The following is a 16,459-nucleotide window of genomic DNA, read 5'->3' on the forward strand; positions in this document are numbered from 1 at the left end:
CACGTTCGTCTCAAGCGCGCGCCTGTCATCAGCCTGTCGTGAAGCGGTTTGCAGAAGCACCGCATCGAACTCACCACGGCAACGATGCTCCGCTTCCTCTCCCTCCGGCTCCTGCGCGCCCTGCTGACCGTCCTGGCCTGCGTGACCGCCGTGTTCGTCGCGCTGCGCCTCGCGGGCGATCCGGCCGACATCATGCTCTCGATCGAGACGCCGCCGGACGTGCGGGCGCATTACCGCGAGCTGTGGGGGCTCGACCGGCCGCTGGCCGAACAATATCTGCTCTATCTCGCCAGCGCGGTCCGCGGCGATTTCGGCCTCTCCTTCGCCGACGACCGGCCCGCCTTCGCCGCCGTCACGGAGGCCCTGCCGAACACCGTCCTGCTCGGCTCCTCGGCCTTGCTGCTCGCGCTCGCCATCGGCCTCCCCCTCGGCGTCCTCGCCGCCCTGCGCCACAACCGCGCCGCCGACCGGCTCGCCATGGCCGTCGCGGTCCTCGGCTATGCGATCCCGGTGTTCTTCCTCGGCATCCTGCTGATCCTGCTGTTCGCGCTGAAGCTGCGCATCCTGCCCTCGGCCGGCTCCGACAGCCTCCGGCACCTCATCCTGCCCACCGTGACGCTCGGCCTGCCGCTCGCCGGGCGCCTGGCGCGCTTCGCCCGCACCGCGACGCTGGAGGTGCTGGGCAAGCCCTATATCAGGGCGGCGCGCGGGCGGGGCGTCATGCCGCTCGCGGTGATCGTGCGGCACGCCCTTCCCAATGCGGCCGTGCCGCTGCTGATGTTCATCGGCATCGAGATCGGCCACATCCTCGCCGGCAGCGCCGTGGTCGAGACCATCTTCGCCTGGCCCGGCGTCGGGCGGCTGCTGGTCGATTCGGTCTCGACGCGGGACCTCGCGGTCGTCCAGGCCGTCATCGTCACGGTGACGATCATCATGGTCGGAGCCAACCTCCTCGTCGACATCGTCCACATCCTGATCGATCCGCGGCTCGGCGGCTTCTCCCGCGCCGCCGGCAGGCCGGCCTGATGACGACCGTCGACCTGCCCTCCGTCACGGCCCCGGCGGCCCGCCCCCGCACCTGCGCGATGTCGCCGGTGGTGAAGCTCTCGGCCGGCTTCCTGCTCGTCATCGTGCTCGTGGCGCTGCTCGCCGACTGGCTGGCGCCGCTGCCCTACACCGCGCAGAACCTCGCCGCGCGGCTGAAGCCGCCGCTGACGGAGGCGGGCGGCACCATGCACTGGCTCGGCACCGACCAGCTCGGCCGCGACATCCTCAGCCGCATGGTCTTCGCCATTCGCAGCTCGATCCTGATCGCCGTGATGGGGACGCTGATCGGCGCTGTCGTCGGCACGGCGCTCGGCTTCGCGGCGGCACGCCTGCGCGGCGTGGTCGACCAGGCGATCATGATGGCGGTCGATGCGCAGGCAGCGATCCCGGCGCTGTTCCTCGCCCTGACGATGCTCGCCTTCTTCGGCAACAACATCGTCCTCTTCATCATTCTCGTCAGCGTCGACGGCTGGGACCGCTATACCCGGCTGGCGCGCGGGCTCGTCGTCTCCGAGCAGGAGAGCGACTACATCAACGCCGTCGAAGCCCTCGGCGCGGGCGCCCCGCGCGTGATCCTGCGCCATCTGCTGCCCAACATCGCCGCGGCGCTGGTGGTGCAGGCGACGCTCAATTTCCCCGGCACGATCCTGCTCGAGACCTCGCTCTCCTTCCTCGGCCTCGGCGTGCAGCCGCCCGGGACCTCGCTCGGGCTGATGCTCGGCGAGGGCCGGCGCTACCTGCTGAACGCCTGGTGGATCGCAGTCTTCCCGGGGCTCGCCATCTTCCTGACGACGCTGTCGATGAGCCTGTTCGGCGACTGGCTGCGCGACCGTTTCGACCCGACCAGCGAGCGGCACTGAACCATGAGCTTCGTCCTGCGCGGGATTGCCGCCCCCCGCCCGCTCGCCATCGCCCATCGCGGCGGCGCCTTGCTCGGCCCCGAGAACAGCGCCGAGGCGTTCGCGCGGGCAAGGGCCGCCGGCGCCGAGATGGTCGAGACCGATCTGCGGCTCAGCGCCGACGACGCATTGGTCTGCCTGCACGACCCCGACCTGCGGCGCCTCGCCGGCGATCCACACCTCGTCGCCGAGACGGAGCTCGCCCGGCTGCGCGCCGCCCTGCCCGCCCTGCTGACGCTGGAGGAGGCCATCGCCGCCTCCGCGCCGATCGGCCTGCTGCTCGACCTCAAGCTCGCCGACCCCGCCGTTCTGCCCCGCATCCTCGCGACCGTCGCAGCCGCCGGCGCCATGCAGCGCGTGCTGCTCGGCTTGCGCATGCTCGACCTGATCGCGGCGGCGCGCGCCCTGTCGCAGGAGATCGCGATCCTCGCTTTGGTGCCGGAGCCGGATTCCTGCGAGCGCGCGCGGGGTCTCGGCGCGGACTGGTTCCGCTTCTGGCAGGGCGAGGCCACGGCCGCGCGCATCGCGGCGGCGCGCGCCCTCGGCCTGCGCAGCGTCGTCATGGTCGGGCAGCCGCGCGAGGCGGCCGCGGCCGGGTATCCGCCCTTCCCGGTCGGGCGGATCGATGCGGAGGGAATCGGCCGCGTCCTCGCGCTCGCGCCCGACGCGGTGATGCTCGACGATCCCCGGCAGCTGCTCGCGGCCCGTTCCGTCACGGCCCTGTCGTCAAGCTGAGGCATGGCAGCCGGAGCGCGCGGCAGGTCGACCGGGCCCGCCGCCGACACCGATGCGAGATATGCCATGATCACGATCTCCCGCCGCCGCTTCCTCGAGGGCGCCTCAGCCGGCTCCGCCCTGCTCATGGCTCCGCAGGTTCTGGCTGCCGGCGACACGCGCCCGAGTTTCACCATCGCGGTCGCCGACCTGCCGGCGACGCTGGAGCCGGCGCGCGAGCTCTCCAATGTCGGCACGCGCGTCACCTATTCGATCTTCGACACGCTGATCCGGCGCGACTTCCTCGGCGCCGCCGATGGCGGCGGCTCGGAGCTGAAGCCGCATCTGGCGACGAAATGGGAGCGCGTCTCGCCGCAGGAGCTGATCGTCACGCTGCGGCAGGGCGTCAAGTTCCACAATGGCGACGAGCTGACCTCGGAGGACGTCGCCTACACCTTCCGCGACGGCCGTCTCTGGGGCGACAAGGCGCAGATCCCCGGCGGCAAGCCGTATTTCGGCATCCTCGCCAGCGTCGAGCCGATCGACCGCTATACCGTGCGCTTCCGCACCAGGGTCGCCGACGTGCTGCTGGAGCAGCGGCTCGCCTCCTGGTGCGCCTGGATCGTCAACAAGCGCGCCTATGAGGCGATGGGCTTCGAGGCCTATTCGCGCAAGCCGGTGGCGACCGGACCCTATCGCGTCGTCTCGCATTCCGCCGCCGAGGCGACGGTGCTGGAAGCCTTCGACGACTATTTCATGGGCCGGCCGACGGCCAAGCGCGTCGCCTTCCGACGCGTGCCGGAGCTGGCGGCGCGGGTCGCCGGGCTGGTCGCGGGCGATTACGACCTGATCACCAATGTCCCGCCCGACCAGATGAGCGTCGTCGGCGGCTACAAGGACATCGACGTGCGCTCCGTCGTGCTCGCCAATGTCCATGTCCTCGCCTTCAACCAGCAGGACAAGGTCCTCGCCGACAAGCGCGTGCGCCAGGCGCTGTGCTACGCGATCGACCGGCAGAAGCTGGTCGACTCGCTCTGGCAGGGCACGGCGCAGGTGCCCGCGAGCCACAACTTCCCCGAATACGGCCAGATGTTCGTCGAGGGCCGCAAGCTCTCCTTCGACCCGGCCAAGGCCAGGACCCTGCTCCAGCAGGCCGGCTACAAGGGCGAGCCGATCGTCTACCGCACCCAGGCCAACTACTACACCAATGCGGTGGAGGCGGCGCAGATCCTGATCGAGCAGTGGAAGGCCGTCGGCATCAACGCCTCGCTGCAGGTGGTCGAGAACTCGGCGCAGATGCGTGGGGCCGGCGCGCAGATCTTCAACTGGTCGAACTCCACCCGCCTGCCCGACCCGCTCGGCGCGATCTGGGTGGCCTGGGGCCCGGCCGGCGAGGTCCAGGTCTCGAAATTCTGGACCTCGACCGAGGCCTTCAACAAGGCCGGCACGGCGCTGGAAGCCGAGGTCGACCCCGCCAGGCGCAAGGCGCTGTTCACGCAGATGCTCGACATCTGGGAGGACGAGGCGCCGGCGACGATCCTGTACCAGCCGAGCGAGGCCTATGCGATCAAGAAGTCGATCGGCTGGCGGCCGACGACTTTCTATTTCATGGATCTGCGCCCGGATAATCTCAGCTTCGCCAAGGCCTGAGAGCGGGCGCAGCCTCCGAAACGAGAAGGGCGGCCGATATGGCCGCCCTTCGTCGTTCCTCGCTCAGGACCGGATGGACAACCTGTTGAGAGCTCACATCTAGGGCGCTTTTTCGACCGGGCCGAAGCGTCATTGCGAGCGCAGCGAAGCAATCCAGGGAGACGTGGAGCGCTGCCGTCCCTGGATTGCTTCGTCGCTGCGCTCCTCGCAATGACGGCTCGCGCGCTATCTGCACCTGGACGATTCCGTCCAAATGCAGCGTGATCTACTGCCCGCCGCCGAGGATGAAGCGGCGGCCGTCCTGCTCGACGATGTCGACATGCTGGGCGAAGGCGCCCGCCCCGGCCGAATGGCGCGCGAGGCGCGCCTCCTCCCGCGCCGGCGCGGCGAGGTTGCGGCCGACCATGCCGGCCGCCGGAGCGAGCCCGAGCAGGCCGAGCACGGTCGGGCCGATGTCGATGATGCCGGCCGGCTCCTGCGAGACGGCGCCGTCGCCGCTGCCGCCGAGGATCAGGACGGTGTTCAGCTCGTGCGGATTGATGCCGCCATGCATGCCGCCGCCGAGCGGCACGTCGCCGGGCGTCATCGCGCCGAGCCCGGGCAGCCCGTATTCGTCCTGGTCGAGGCTGGATTTCAGCACGAACATCAGCTCGGGCTGGCGCTCGGCATGGCCGGCGCCCATCAGCGCGAGCGAGAGCGTGCCCGGCACCTCGCCCTCGACGCCGTTGCGGTCGGGCGAGAAGACATGGCCGATGGCGGGCTGCCGCATCAGCCAGTCGGCGATGCGCCCGATCTCGGCGCGGTCGCCCTCGCGCAGGCGGATCTCGCCGCTCATGCCGCCGGTGGCGACGAGGGTCGCGCCGTCGATGGCCTTCGCGGCGCTGAGGTCGAACCCCGCATTGCGCGCCGTCTCGAACAGCGGCTCGACCGAACCCGTCGAGATCTGGCCGTGGTCGGACGCCACGATCACCGCGATGCGCTCGGCCTCCGGCTGCGCCTCGACCCAGTCGAGAATGGCGCCGAAGGCCCTGTCCGCCTCGCGCAGGCCGGCCATGGCGTCGGGAGACCCCAGGCCGCGGTAGTGGAAGGTGGTGTCCGGCTCGTTGAACCAGATCAGCGCGACCTCCGGCCGGAGCTCGGGCAGGACGAGCTCGGTCATCACGCGCCCGCCATAGGCGAGTTCCTGAAGCCGGGGCAGTTCGCGCTCCGGCAGCGGGCCGAGACGCGCGACCGCCGCCTCGACCGCCTCGGGCGTCTGCGTCGCGCCGGTGCCGTGCATGGAGAAGGTCCAGTGCCCGTTGGCGCGGGCGCGCGGGTTGATGAAATGCGCCGAGCCGGCCGAGCCGGTATGGACGACGGCGAGCCGCTTTCCGGCGCGCGCGAGCACGTCGCCGAAGGTGTCGGCGGCGAGCAGGCGCCCGTCATGATGGGCCTCGGCGCGGCGGATCAGCGCCGCGTCGCTGGTATCGAACATGCGGTCGGCGATGGCGGCGCGATGATAGAAGGCATTGCCGACGATGCCGTGCACGATCGGCGGCGCGCCCGCCGCGATCGAGCTCGTCGCCACGCGCGTCACCGAGGGGAAGACGCTGCGGGCCTGGCGGAACCAGGTGCCCTGCCCGGCGAGGCGCAGGATGTTCGGCGTCAGCTCGGCGGTGACGAGATCGGGCCGCAGGCCGTCGAAGACGGCGATGACGACGCGGTCGGCGGTCGGCTGGTCCGGGGTGCTCATTGTGTCTCCGATATCGGCAGGCAATCGGTCAGGCGGCGGCCGCCGCCGGCGCGGCGGCGACGAGATGGCAGGCGGCGAGGCGGCCGTCCGGGGCGGGCCGCAGGGCCGGCACCTCCTCGCGGCACCGGGCCAAGGCGCGCGGGCAGCGCGGATGGAAGGCGCAGCCGGACGGCCGGTCGACCGGATTCGGCGGGTCGCCCTTCAGGATGATCCGCCCCTGCGTGCCGCGCAACGGCGTCGGCACGGCCGAGACCAGCGCCTCCGTGTAGGGGTGGGCCGGCGCGTGGAAGAGCGCATCCGGCGGCCCCTGCTCGACGATGCGGCCGAGATACATCACCGCGACCTCGTCCGCGATCTGCCTGACCACCTTGAGGTCGTGGCTGATGAAGAGATAGGCCATGCCGAAGCGGGCCTGGAGATCCTGCATCAGGTTGACGACCTGCGCCGCGACCGAGACGTCGAGCGCCGAGATCGGCTCGTCGCAGACGAGCAGCAGCGGGTCGAGCACCAGAGCGCGGGCGAGCACGACGCGCTGGCGCTGCCCGCCGGAGAGCTCGTGTGGGTAGCGCTCGAAGAGACCGGGCGCGAGCCCCACCGCCTCGAACAGGGCGAGCGCCTTGTCCCGCCCCGCCCCGGCGCTGTCCACCAGGCGGTGGATGAGCAGCGGCTCGACCACCTGCCGGCCGACGGGCAGGCGGCGGTCGAGCGCGGCGAGCGGGTCCTGATGCACCATCTGCATGCGCCGGCGCATGGCGCGCCAGCGCCGGTCGCGCTGCGCGGTCACCGGCTCGCCGTCGAAGCTGATCTCACCGCGCGTCGCCGACAGGAGGCCGAGCGTGAGCTTGGCGGTGGTCGACTTGCCGCAGCCGGATTCCCCGACGATGCCGAGCGTCCGGCCGCGCCCGAGCGAGAAGCTGACGCCGTCGACGGCATGCAGGATGCGTCTCCCTCCCGCCGCCGAGACCGGATATTCGCGGGCGAGGTCGCCGACATCGAGGAGCGGCGTCATGCCGGCACCTGCTCACGTCCTGACGGCGCCGCGGCCGGGGCGGCGTCGTCCGCATGCCGCGACGGCAGCTCGCCGAGCCGCAGGCAGGCGGCGCGCCGGTCCTGTCCGGCGAAGACGAGCTCCGGCACTTCGCCGCCGCAGCGCGCCACCGCGACCGGGCAGCGCGGCGCGAAGGCGCAGCCCGGCGGAATCGCGGCGGGGGCCGGCACGGTCCCGGCGATCGGCTGCAGGCGCCGGCGCGGCCCTTCGAGCGTCGGCAGGGCCGCGAGCAGGCCCTGGGTATAGGGATGGCGCGGGCGCGTGAGCAGATCGCGCGTCGGCGCCGTCTCGACGATGCGCCCGGCATACATCACCGCGACCCGGTCGCAGAGGTCGCCGACGACGCCGATATCGTGCGAGATCAGGACGAGCGCCATGCCGGCCTCGCGGCGGATGTCGCGGATCAGGTCGAGGATCTGGGCCTGGATGGTGGCGTCGAGGGCGGTCGTCGGCTCGTCGGCGACGAGCAGATCGGGCTCGCCCGCCAGCGCCAGCGCGATCATGACGCGCTGGTTCATGCCGCCGGAGAATTCGTGCGGATATTGCCGCAGGCGCCGCGGGCCGTCGGGGATGCCGACCCGGTCGAGCAGCCGCAAGGCCTCCCGGCGGGCGGCGTCGCCCGTCAGTCCGCGATGCAGGCGCAGCACCTCCGCCAGCTGCGTGCCAATGCGCTGCACCGGGTTCAGGGCGCTGGAGGGGTCCTGGAAGATCAGCGCGATGCGGCCGCCGCGGACCCGCGCGAGCTCGCGCTCGGACAGCTGCGCGACATCCCGCCCGTCGAGCAGCACCTGCCCGGCCGTCGTCATGCCCTGCCCGAGCAGGCGCAGCGCCGCGAGCCAGGTGATGCTCTTGCCGCAGCCCGATTCGCCGACGATGCCGAGCGCCTCCCCGCGGGCGACCGACAGGCCGACGCCGCGGACGATCGGCACCTCGCCCCGGACGGAGACGGTGAAATCCTGCAGGCGGAGCAGTGCCGGCGCGGCTGCGGCGTCGGCGAGCGCAGGGCCGGCCGCTGCGAGCCAATCCTGCCCGTTCGGTGGTGATGATGGCGGCATGGCGGCAGGCATACCGCCCGGCCCATGACCGTCTTGTGACGCCGTGCGCGATGTCTCGCCGGGGAGCGCGCGCCGTCGGGCGGAGCCCGCAGCCGCGATCGTCCTTGCCTCTTCCGTTCCAAATTAACTTTCTGGTAAGAGGTTCGGGTTCCTTTCCGGTGACGATGGGCCGCCGACCAAGGCAGCCCTGATCCCGAAATCCAGGAGGTCGTCGCATGAAGCGGGCCGTGATCGCCGCGAATGCCGTTCGTTCCACCGGTTCGAGCCGTAACGGCCGCAAGGCGATCCCGCTCCTGGTGGCGCTGGCCGCGCCGGCGCTGGGCGCCTGCAGCATGTCGTCCGTCGAGACCGCCGCGACCGCCGCCCCCGCGGCGAAGGAGCCCCATGCCGCCCGCAAGCGCGCCATCGCGCTGGCGAAGGCGGACCCGCGCGAGAAGGAGTGCCTCGTCCGCGCGATGTATTTCGAATCGAACCGGTCGAGCGAGGCCGGCCTGCTCGGCGTCGGCACGGTGGTGATGAACCGGGTCGAATCGCCGCGCTATCCCGAGACGATCTGCGGCGTCGTCGGCGCGCCGCGCCAGTTCGCCGCCGGCGTGCTGACGCGCCCCATGGCGGCGCGCGACCTGCCGAAGGTCGAGGCCGCCGCGGACGCCATCCTCAACGGCCGCCGCAACGACGCCGTCGGGGCGGCCAAGCACTTCCACATGGCCGGCATGCGCTTTTCCTACGCCAACATGCACTATGTGACGGTGGCGGGCGGGAATGCCTTCTACGTCAAGGGCGAGCGGCCCGAGCGGCGGCGCATCGAGGAGCCGAGCTATCAGCTGGCGGCGGTCTCCACGCCGGCGCCGGTCGCCACCACCTCCTCCTCCGTGCCGACCTCCTTCGCGAGCGCTCCGCTGGCTTTCGCACCGGCCACGCCCGCGCCGGCGGCCGCGGCGCCGGCTGGCCCGGCCACGCAGCTCGTCGGCAATGCGCCGCTGCCGCCCAGCCGGCCGTTCGACCTCGGCATGCCGAAGACGATCGCCCGGGCGCTGATCGCGCCGCCGAGGAGCGAGGCCCGGCTCGCTGCGCTGATGCCCGGCTCGCGCAATCTTCGCGGCAGCCTGCCGCTGGACTGACCGGCAAGCCGCGCGAGCGCGGAAGCGTCAGCCGCTCACGCTTGCGAGCATGACCCGGAAGCGGCCGAGGGCAATGGCGACATAGACGGCGCCGAGCCCCGCCATCCAGACGATCTGCGGCCAGACCAGCGACAGGGGCGCGTCGCGGAAGAGCACGCCGAGCGAGAACTTGACGTAGTGGGTCGAGGGCACCGCGCTCATCACCGCCTGGAGATAGGCGGGCATGCTCTCGATCGGAGTCATGCCGCCGGACAGGACCTCCATGACGATCACCGTCGGGAAGGCGAGAAGCGCGAATTGCGGCATCGAGGGGGTGAGCGTCGCCAGCATGACGCCGAGCGCCATCACCGCGAAGAGGAAGACGACGGCGCCCAGCATGTAGAGCGGGATCGAGCCGTTGATCGCGATGCCGAGGGCCCCCTGCGCCACGAGCACGAGCGAGAGGAGCACGGCGACCAGCACCAGCAGCCCGTTCGCCCAGATCTTGGCGAAGACGATCTCGCCGGCACCGACCGGCATCACCAGCAGATGTTCGATCGTTCCGTGCTCGCGCTCGCGGACCACGGCGGCGCCGACGAGGATGATGGAGAGCATGCAGACATTGTTGACGATCTCCATCACCGCCATATGGCGCTTGTCCTCGAGGTTCGGGTTGAAGAAGGCGCGGACGGTGAAGGAAACCGGCGCGGTCGCCGGCAGGCCGCGCAGCTCCAGAAAGCGCTCGATCTCGTCGTTGACGATCTCGCCGACATAGCCGGTCCCGATGCCGGCCTGGGTCATCGCGGTCGCGTCGACGAGCAGCTGGAGGGTCGGGCTGCGCCCGGCCAGCAGGTCCTGCTCGAAGCGCGGCGGCACGTCGACGACGAAGGTGAACCGCGCGGTGTCCATCGCGCGGTCGATCTCGGCGCGGTCCAGTGACACGGGCGGCGCGAAGCTGGGCGGACGGAGCGCATCGCGGATCCGGCTCGACAATTGCGAGCCGTCGCCGTCGACGAAGCCGACCGAGGCGTTGCGCATCTCCGTGTTGGCGCCGGAGGCGACGAGATAGATCGCCCCGGTGAAGGCCCAGATGATGAAGATCATCATGCCGCGGTCGCGCCAGACGCTGGCCAGCTCCTTGACCCCGAGATGCAGTACGTTGGCAACCCAGCGCCTCATCGCTCAGGGCTCCTGCTTGTCGAGCAGCGCGCGGGCGAGCAGCAGGTAGACCACAGGGAAGAGCGCCAGCGCCCAGAAGGCCTGCAGGAAGCTGTCGAACGGCAGGCCCTTGGCGAAGACGCCCATGCTGATCTGCTGGAACCAGGACGAGGGGAAGCCGAGCCCGATCAGTTGCGCCGCCGGCGACAGGTTCGAGATCGGCTGGAGGAAGCCGGAGAAGTTCAGGGCCGGCATCAGGGTCAGCAGCGCGCAGGCGAAGATGGCGGCGACCTGGGAGCGCACGACGCTCGAAACCAGGATGCCGAAGGTCGCGGCAGTGACGACATAGAGCGTGCCGCCGAGCGCGAGCGCGGCGAGGGAGCCCTTGACCGTGAGGCCGAGGCCGAAGACCGCCAGGGCGATCATCAGCGCCAGGGTGACGACGCCGATGACGACATAGGGCAGGAACTTGCCGACCAGGAAGGCGCCGGTCGTCGCCGGCGACACGGCGAGATTGACGATCGAGCCGATCTCGCGCTCGCGGACCACGCCGAGCGCGGTCATCATCGCCAGGATCATCATGAGCAGGAACATGATCACGCCCGGCGTCATGGCGTAGACGCTGCGGAAATCCTGATTGTAGACGAAGCGCGGCTCGAGGCCGAAGCGCGCCTGGGCAGGCTGCGCCGCCTCCTCCCGTCCGAGCGAGGCGATGAAGGATTGCGTGATGCCTTCGGCATAGCCGCGCGCCGTGTTGGCGCGGGACGGATTGGCGCCGTCGAGCCAGAGGCCGATCGTCGGCCGGTGCCCGCGGAGCAGGTCGCGGCCGAAGCCCGGCGGGATCTCGACGACGAGCGCCGCCTCTCCGGACTGGAGGCGCCGGTCGACGTCGACATCGGCCACAATCGGCGGACGTTCGGAGAAATAGCGCGAGCCCGCGAGGTGCATCGTCAGCGACAGGCTCTGGGCCGAACGGTCGCGGTCATAGACGGAAAAGGGCAGAGCCTCGATATCGAAGGAGATGCCGCGCGCGAAGGTGACCATCAGGATGAGCGGCGCCAGGATCGCGAAGCTCAGGCGGATCGGGTCGCGCAGCACCTCGCGCGCCTCGCGCATGGCGAAGGCGGCGACCCAGCTGAGCCAGGCGCCGGCGGGGCTCCTGCGCCCGGCCGGGCGGTGCGCGGCCAGGCGCGCGGCCGTCCTCTCCTTCGGGGCGGCCTGTTCGCCGCTCTGCTCCAGACAGGCGATGAACGCGCCCTCCAGCGTCTGCGTGCCCTGGGCCTCGCACAGCTCGTCCGGAGCGCCGACGGCGAGGACCTTGCCGGCGTGCATGAAGGAAATGCGGTCGCAGCGCTCCGCCTCGTTCATGAAATGGGTGGAGATGAAGACGGTGACGCCGTCGCGCCGGGACAATTCGCCGAGATGATGCCAGAAGCGGTCGCGCGCCTCCGGGTCGACCCCCGAGGTCGGCTCGTCGAGGATGAGAACCTCGGGCCCGTGCAGGCAGGCGGCGGCGAGCTGGAGCCGCTGGCGCACGCCGAGAGGCAGGCCGGCGGGATAGGCCTCCGCGAGCGCCTCGAGATCGAAGCGCTTCAGGGTCTCGGCGATGCGCCTGTCGCGCTCCGCACCGTCGAGACGGTAGAGCCTGGCATGCAGCAGCAGGTTGCCCAGAACGGTGAGCTCGCCATAGAGCGAGAAGGATTGCGACATGTAGCCGACGCGCCGGCGCGTGCCGAGATCGGTCGCGTCCACGGCCCTGCCCAGCAGCTCGGCCCTGCCCTCCGAGCTCGGCAGCAGGCCGGTCAGCATCTTCATGGTGGTGGTCTTGCCGCAGCCGTTCGAGCCGAGGAAGCCGAAGATCTCGCCGCGCTCGATCCGGAAGCTGACATGGTCGACCGCGACGAAATCGCCGAAACGGCGCGTCAGCCCCTCGGCGACGATGGCGGGAGGTCCGGCGAAGGCGGTCCGGGCAGGCAGGGCCGGCGCAAGGGAGGCCGCATCCGCCTGCGGGTGCAGGAGCCGGATGAAAGCCGCCTCGACGCTGCTCTCGCCGCTCCGCGCCAGCACCTCCTGCCGGGTTCCCGCGGCCAGGATGCGCCCGGCGTCGATGGCGACGAGGCGGCCGAAACGCTCGGCCTCCTCCATATAGGCGGTCGCGACGACGAGCGTCATCTGCGGCTGCAGGGCCCGGATCTCGTCGATCAGCTGCCAGAACTGGCGGCGCGACAGCGGATCGATGCCGGTCGTCGGCTCGTCCAGGATCAGCAGCTCGGGGTCGTGGACGAGCGCACAGCAGAGCGAGAGCTTCTGCCGCATGCCGCCTGACAGCTTGCCGGCGGGCCGGTCCGGAAAGGGGTCGAGACCCGTCGCCTTCAGAAGCTGGTCGCGGCGTTCCCTGCGATCCGCCTTCGGAGTGGCGTAGAGGGAGGCGAAGAAGTCGACATTCTCGGCGACCGACAGCGTCGGATACAGGTTCTTGCCGAGGCCTTGCGGCATGAACGCGATCCTCGGCGCGACGAGGCTGCGATGAGCGGAGCTCGCCATGTCTCCGCCGAGAACCTCGATGCGGCCCTGCTGGATGATCCGCGCCCCGGCGATCAGGCCGAGCAATGTCGACTTGCCGACGCCGTCCGGACCGATGATCGCGGTGTCGGAGCCGGCCGGAAAGCGCAAGGAGACGTCGTCGAGCGCGGCGGCGCCGGCATAGAGATGCCGCACGCCGGCAAGGCGGACGGCATCCGCCGGCTCCCGCGGCTCACCGGACATCGCCCGTCCTCGGCGGCAGCGGCAGGTTCGGGCGCAGCCTGTCGGGGAAGGCCGCGTCCGCGGCGATCTTGACGGTCGCCGTCCCGGTCAGCCCGGCCTTGACGTAGTCGCGATAGGCGTCGAGCAGCTTCGGGTCGATCTTCAGCTTGACCCGGTACATCAGCTTTTCGCGCTCGTTCCTGGTCTCGACATATTTCGGCGTGAACTGCGCCTCGCCCGCGACGAAGGACACGCTGGCCGGGACGACATATTGCGGCGCGGCGTCCAGCACGATCCGGGCGTCCGATCCGAGCGCGACCCGGCCGACCTCGGAGGTGGGCAGGAAGATCGTCATGAAGACGTCCGAGACGTCCAGCATCGTCGCCACGCGCCCGCCGGCCGCGATCACCTCTCCCGGCTGGGCGAGGCGATACTCGACGCGGCCGGCGACCGGCGCCGACAGCGTCATGTCGTCGATGCTGACCTGGACGAGATGGACCTGGGCCTGCGCCGCGTCGCGGGCCGCCTCGGCGTCGGCGACCCCGGCCCTGGCGCCGACCAGCAGGGCCTTGGCGACGTCGCGCTGGGCGAGGCGCTTGTCCGCCTCGGCCTGGGTCATGATGTGGCGGCCGAGATCGAGCGCCCGCTGCAGCTCGACCTCGTGGAGCCGCAGCTCCGCCTCCCTGCTGCCGAGATCGGCCCTGGCCTTGCCGACACCTTCCTCCGCCCGGCGCAGGCCGGCACGGGCGACGGCCAGCTGCGCCAGGAGATCCGAGACGTCCATGCGGGCGATGATCGCGCCCTTGCCGACGAAATCGCCCTCGCGAACCAGGATGTCGGCGATGCGGCCGGGGAGCTTGGTGGCGACGTCGACGCGCTCGACCTCGATGCGGCCATTGGCCTGGGCGAGGCCGGCCGGCAGATCCGACGACCCTTGCCGGGTCACGAAGACATAGCCGCCGAGGGCGGCGACGGCAGCCAGCGCCAGCAGGATCGGAGATATGCGCATCGGGCGGCGGTGCTCTTCGAGATGGCCGGCGCCGCGCTCGGCTGCGGGCCGGCGACGCCGCGGCCGAGCATGGCGCGTCCGGCGCGCCGGTCGTTGATCTCACTCAATCCGCGCGGCGATCCGCCCGTCCCGGCGCTCGGCATCGGCCGAGCCGCCCCACGACGAAGCCGCCGGGATCGGTTATGCTGGGCTTTCCGGCGAGGCGACGGTCGAGAGGCGCGCCGGCGGCGTCGGCGCGATCGAAGGGAGGACGAGATGAGCATGCCGTTCCGGGGCGCCCTGTTCGCTCTCTGCGCGCTGGCCGGCGCCGCTCCGAGTTCCGCGCAGGAGATCGGCGACGTGGCGGCCGGGCGCCAGCTGGCCTCGACCTGGTGCGCCTCCTGCCACCGCATCTCCGGCCGCGATCGCGATCCCAGCCGCGTCCCGCCCGATTTCGGCGCGGTCGCGGCGATGCCCCGGCAGACCGAGATGTCGCTGCGGGTCTTCCTGCAGACCCCGCATGGCGAGATGCCGCGCTACCAGTTCTCCCGCGCGGAGCTCGACGACATCATCGCCTACATCCTGAGCCTCAGATCGCCGTGACGGCGGCTCGTCAATGGGCGAGCAGCAGCGGCACGGGAGCGGCCATCAGCAGGTCCTCGGTGGCGCCGCCCAGCACCCATTCCCTGAAGCGGGAATGGCCGTAGGCGCCGGCCACGATCAGGTCCGCCGAGACCTTGTCCGCTTCCGCCAGAAGGGCGTCGGCCGCGGTGGTGTCGGTGTTCAGGACATTGGCCGTCGCCTTGACGCCGTAGCGCGCGAGATGCGCGGTGATGTCGGCGAGGATTTCGGCGCCGCCCATCCGCCCATGCGCCTCCTCGCGAACCGTCACGACATGGATCTGCGACGCCTGCAGGATCAGGGGCATCGCCTCCGCGACCGCACGCGCGCTCTGGCGGGCATCGACCCATCCGACCAGAACGGTCCGGATCGCCGAGCGCAGCTCGGCCGCCGGCGGCAGCAGGTAGAGCCCGCGTCCGCCCTCGAACATCACGCCCTCGATCATCGCACGCCAGCGCGCAGGGTCGCCGTCGCGCGGGCAGGTCGCGACGAAGAGGTCGTTCCAGCGCGCCTCGGTGGCGACGGCCTGCTCCATGAAGCCCGGGAAGGCGTCGAGGCGGCGCAGCTCATGGACGGCTCCGAGACGGGCCAGGCGCTGCCGCAGGCGCGCCTCGACGGCGTTGCCCTCCTCGATCATGGCATCCGTCAGCTGTCCGATCGCGGTCATGCCGAAATCGCCGGCGAAGAGCGCGGGGTCGGGCAGCAGATTGGTGAAGATCCCGGTGATCCGGGCGGGAAAGCGGGCGGCCAGCGCTTCGGCCTGGGCCAGGCGGGCCTCGTCCTCCGGCGAGCCGTCGAGATGGACCGCGATGTCGCGATAGGCGGTGCCGAGTGCGCGCTGCGCGGCGGCGACGCTATCCGGCGATTGTGAGATGTCGTTCATGTCGGTCTCCGCACAGGCGCTGATCTTCGGCGATCGGACGGCGAACGAACCGCCGGCGCATTGATTCTGGTCAAGCCGTCCGGGCGCCGGGGGCATGACGTGGATGTGCCGGAGTCGGGTCTCGACCACGACTCCGGCACGGCCCCCGCCCCGGCGACCGCCCGACCGCGGCGATGCTGCCTCAGGCCGCCTTGATCGCGATCGACTTCTCGGCCTTCTGGGCTTCCGCGGTCTTGGGCAGCTTGATGGTCAGAACGCCCTTGGCGAAGGTGGCGTCGATCTTCTCGGCATCGACGCCGTCCGGCAGCTGGAAGGAGCGGTGGAAGGAGCCGTATCGCCGCTCCGACAGATAATAGTCCTTCCGCTTCTCCTCCTTCTCCTCCTTCTTCTCGCCCGTGATCGTCAGGGTATGGTTCGAGAGCCTGACCTCGACGTCCTTCTGCTCGAGGCCCGGAAGCTCGGCGGTGATCTCGTATTCGGTCTCCTTCTCGGCCAGGTCGATCGCCGGCGCGACCGGCCAGCCGGCGCGGGACAGCGCGGACGGCGCGGCGTTGAAGAGCGAGCGCGGCGTCGGCAGGTGCCAGCCGAAGGGATGGAAGTCGTCGAACAGGCGGTCGACCTCCCGCCTCAGGCTCTCGAACGGCGTCCAGCCAGTCGGGACAGGCGCAGCGGATTTTTCAGTCTTGATCGGCAGTCTGGTTTCGGCTTCGGCCATGACGCTCTCCTTCCAAGGTCCGCTCGAGTGATACCGTCGCAATCCTCAGCCGGCCGCGCCGACCATCTCGGTCGGTTCGCTGCAGAACCGCCTGCCGCAACCGC

14 protein-coding genes are annotated in these 16,459 nt (G+C 71.0%); 6 read left to right on the forward strand and 8 right to left on the reverse strand.

Annotated features, from left to right (window positions below):
* The first annotated feature begins 84 nt into the window (after positions 1–84).
* From CS1GBM4_RS21635 to CS1GBM4_RS21650, 4 genes are all read left to right on the forward strand, one after another.
* Positions 85–1,026, forward strand: coding sequence for an ABC transporter permease (locus CS1GBM4_RS21635; RefSeq protein WP_186420827.1), 942 nt, complete (start codon positions 85–87; stop codon positions 1,024–1,026).
* Positions 1,026–1,907 carry an ABC transporter permease gene (locus CS1GBM4_RS21640; protein ID WP_186420828.1) on the forward strand — a complete coding sequence of 294 codons (882 nt, stop codon included), beginning with the start codon at positions 1,026–1,028 and terminating at the stop codon, positions 1,905–1,907. Before CS1GBM4_RS21635 ends, CS1GBM4_RS21640 begins: the two co-directional genes overlap by 1 nt.
* 3 nt (positions 1,908–1,910) lie before the next feature.
* Complete coding sequence (locus CS1GBM4_RS21645) at positions 1,911–2,681, forward strand: glycerophosphodiester phosphodiesterase family protein (RefSeq protein ID WP_186420829.1); 771 nt, start codon at positions 1,911–1,913, stop codon at positions 2,679–2,681.
* A gap of 66 nt (positions 2,682–2,747) precedes the next feature.
* On the forward strand, positions 2,748–4,310 hold the full coding sequence (locus tag CS1GBM4_RS21650) for an ABC transporter substrate-binding protein (protein WP_186420830.1): 1,563 nt from the start codon (positions 2,748–2,750) through the stop codon (positions 4,308–4,310).
* A gap of 265 nt (positions 4,311–4,575) precedes the next feature.
* On the opposite strand, the gene CS1GBM4_RS21655 is transcribed toward CS1GBM4_RS21650, so the two are convergent.
* From CS1GBM4_RS21655 to CS1GBM4_RS21665, 3 genes are read right to left on the reverse strand one after another with little or no spacing between them, the layout of a single operon-like run.
* Positions 4,576–6,042: an alkaline phosphatase family protein gene (locus CS1GBM4_RS21655; RefSeq protein WP_186420831.1), complete on the reverse strand. Its 1,467-nt coding sequence runs from the start codon at positions 6,040–6,042 to the stop codon at positions 4,576–4,578.
* A 28-nt stretch (positions 6,043–6,070) separates the two neighbouring features.
* Positions 6,071–7,051 carry an ABC transporter ATP-binding protein gene (locus CS1GBM4_RS21660; protein WP_186420832.1) on the reverse strand — a complete coding sequence of 327 codons (981 nt, stop codon included), beginning with the start codon at positions 7,049–7,051 and terminating at the stop codon, positions 6,071–6,073.
* On the reverse strand, positions 7,048–8,145 hold the full coding sequence (locus CS1GBM4_RS21665; RefSeq protein ID WP_186420833.1) for an ABC transporter ATP-binding protein: 1,098 nt from the start codon (positions 8,143–8,145) through the stop codon (positions 7,048–7,050). Before CS1GBM4_RS21665 ends, CS1GBM4_RS21660 begins: the two co-directional genes overlap by 4 nt.
* A gap of 215 nt (positions 8,146–8,360) precedes the next feature.
* Here CS1GBM4_RS21665 and CS1GBM4_RS21670 point away from each other — a divergent pair, with 215 nt between their 5' ends.
* Complete coding sequence (locus CS1GBM4_RS21670; RefSeq protein WP_244607339.1) at positions 8,361–9,266, forward strand: cell wall hydrolase; 906 nt, start codon at positions 8,361–8,363, stop codon at positions 9,264–9,266.
* Positions 9,267–9,293: 27 nt separating this feature from the next.
* On the opposite strand, the gene CS1GBM4_RS21675 is transcribed toward CS1GBM4_RS21670, so the two are convergent.
* Genes CS1GBM4_RS21675 through CS1GBM4_RS21685 form a run of 3 tightly spaced genes read right to left on the reverse strand, consistent with a single transcriptional unit; the run spans position 9,294 to position 14,157 of the window.
* Positions 9,294–10,424: an ABC transporter permease gene (locus CS1GBM4_RS21675; protein WP_186420834.1), complete on the reverse strand. Its 1,131-nt coding sequence runs from the start codon at positions 10,422–10,424 to the stop codon at positions 9,294–9,296.
* A gap of 3 nt (positions 10,425–10,427) precedes the next feature.
* Positions 10,428–13,169 carry a ribosome-associated ATPase/putative transporter RbbA gene (gene rbbA, locus CS1GBM4_RS21680; RefSeq protein ID WP_186420835.1) on the reverse strand — a complete coding sequence of 914 codons (2,742 nt, stop codon included), beginning with the start codon at positions 13,167–13,169 and terminating at the stop codon, positions 10,428–10,430.
* Positions 13,159–14,157 (reverse strand): HlyD family efflux transporter periplasmic adaptor subunit, encoded by a 999-nt coding sequence (locus tag CS1GBM4_RS21685; protein WP_186420836.1) that lies wholly within the window; start codon positions 14,155–14,157, stop codon positions 13,159–13,161. The genes rbbA and CS1GBM4_RS21685 overlap by 11 nt, the downstream gene beginning before the upstream one ends.
* A 255-nt stretch (positions 14,158–14,412) precedes the next feature.
* On the opposite strand from CS1GBM4_RS21685, the gene CS1GBM4_RS21690 reads away from it, so the two are divergent.
* Positions 14,413–14,739 (forward strand): cytochrome c, encoded by a 327-nt coding sequence (locus CS1GBM4_RS21690; protein ID WP_186420837.1) that lies wholly within the window; start codon positions 14,413–14,415, stop codon positions 14,737–14,739.
* 10 nt (positions 14,740–14,749) lie between these two features.
* Here the strand turns inward: CS1GBM4_RS21690 and CS1GBM4_RS21695 are convergent, their stop codons facing one another.
* On the reverse strand, positions 14,750–15,640 hold the full coding sequence (locus CS1GBM4_RS21695) for a universal stress protein (protein ID WP_186420838.1): 891 nt from the start codon (positions 15,638–15,640) through the stop codon (positions 14,750–14,752).
* 181 nt (positions 15,641–15,821) lie between these two features.
* A complete protein-coding gene (locus tag CS1GBM4_RS21700) occupies positions 15,822–16,355 on the reverse strand; it encodes an Hsp20/alpha crystallin family protein (RefSeq protein ID WP_186420839.1) in 534 nt (177 codons plus the stop codon).
* Between the last annotated feature and the right edge of the window lie 104 nt (positions 16,356–16,459).

It is taken from the genome of Allobosea sp. CS1GBMeth4 (assembly GCF_900185715.1).
GTDB lineage: Bacteria > Pseudomonadota > Alphaproteobacteria > Rhizobiales > Beijerinckiaceae > Allobosea.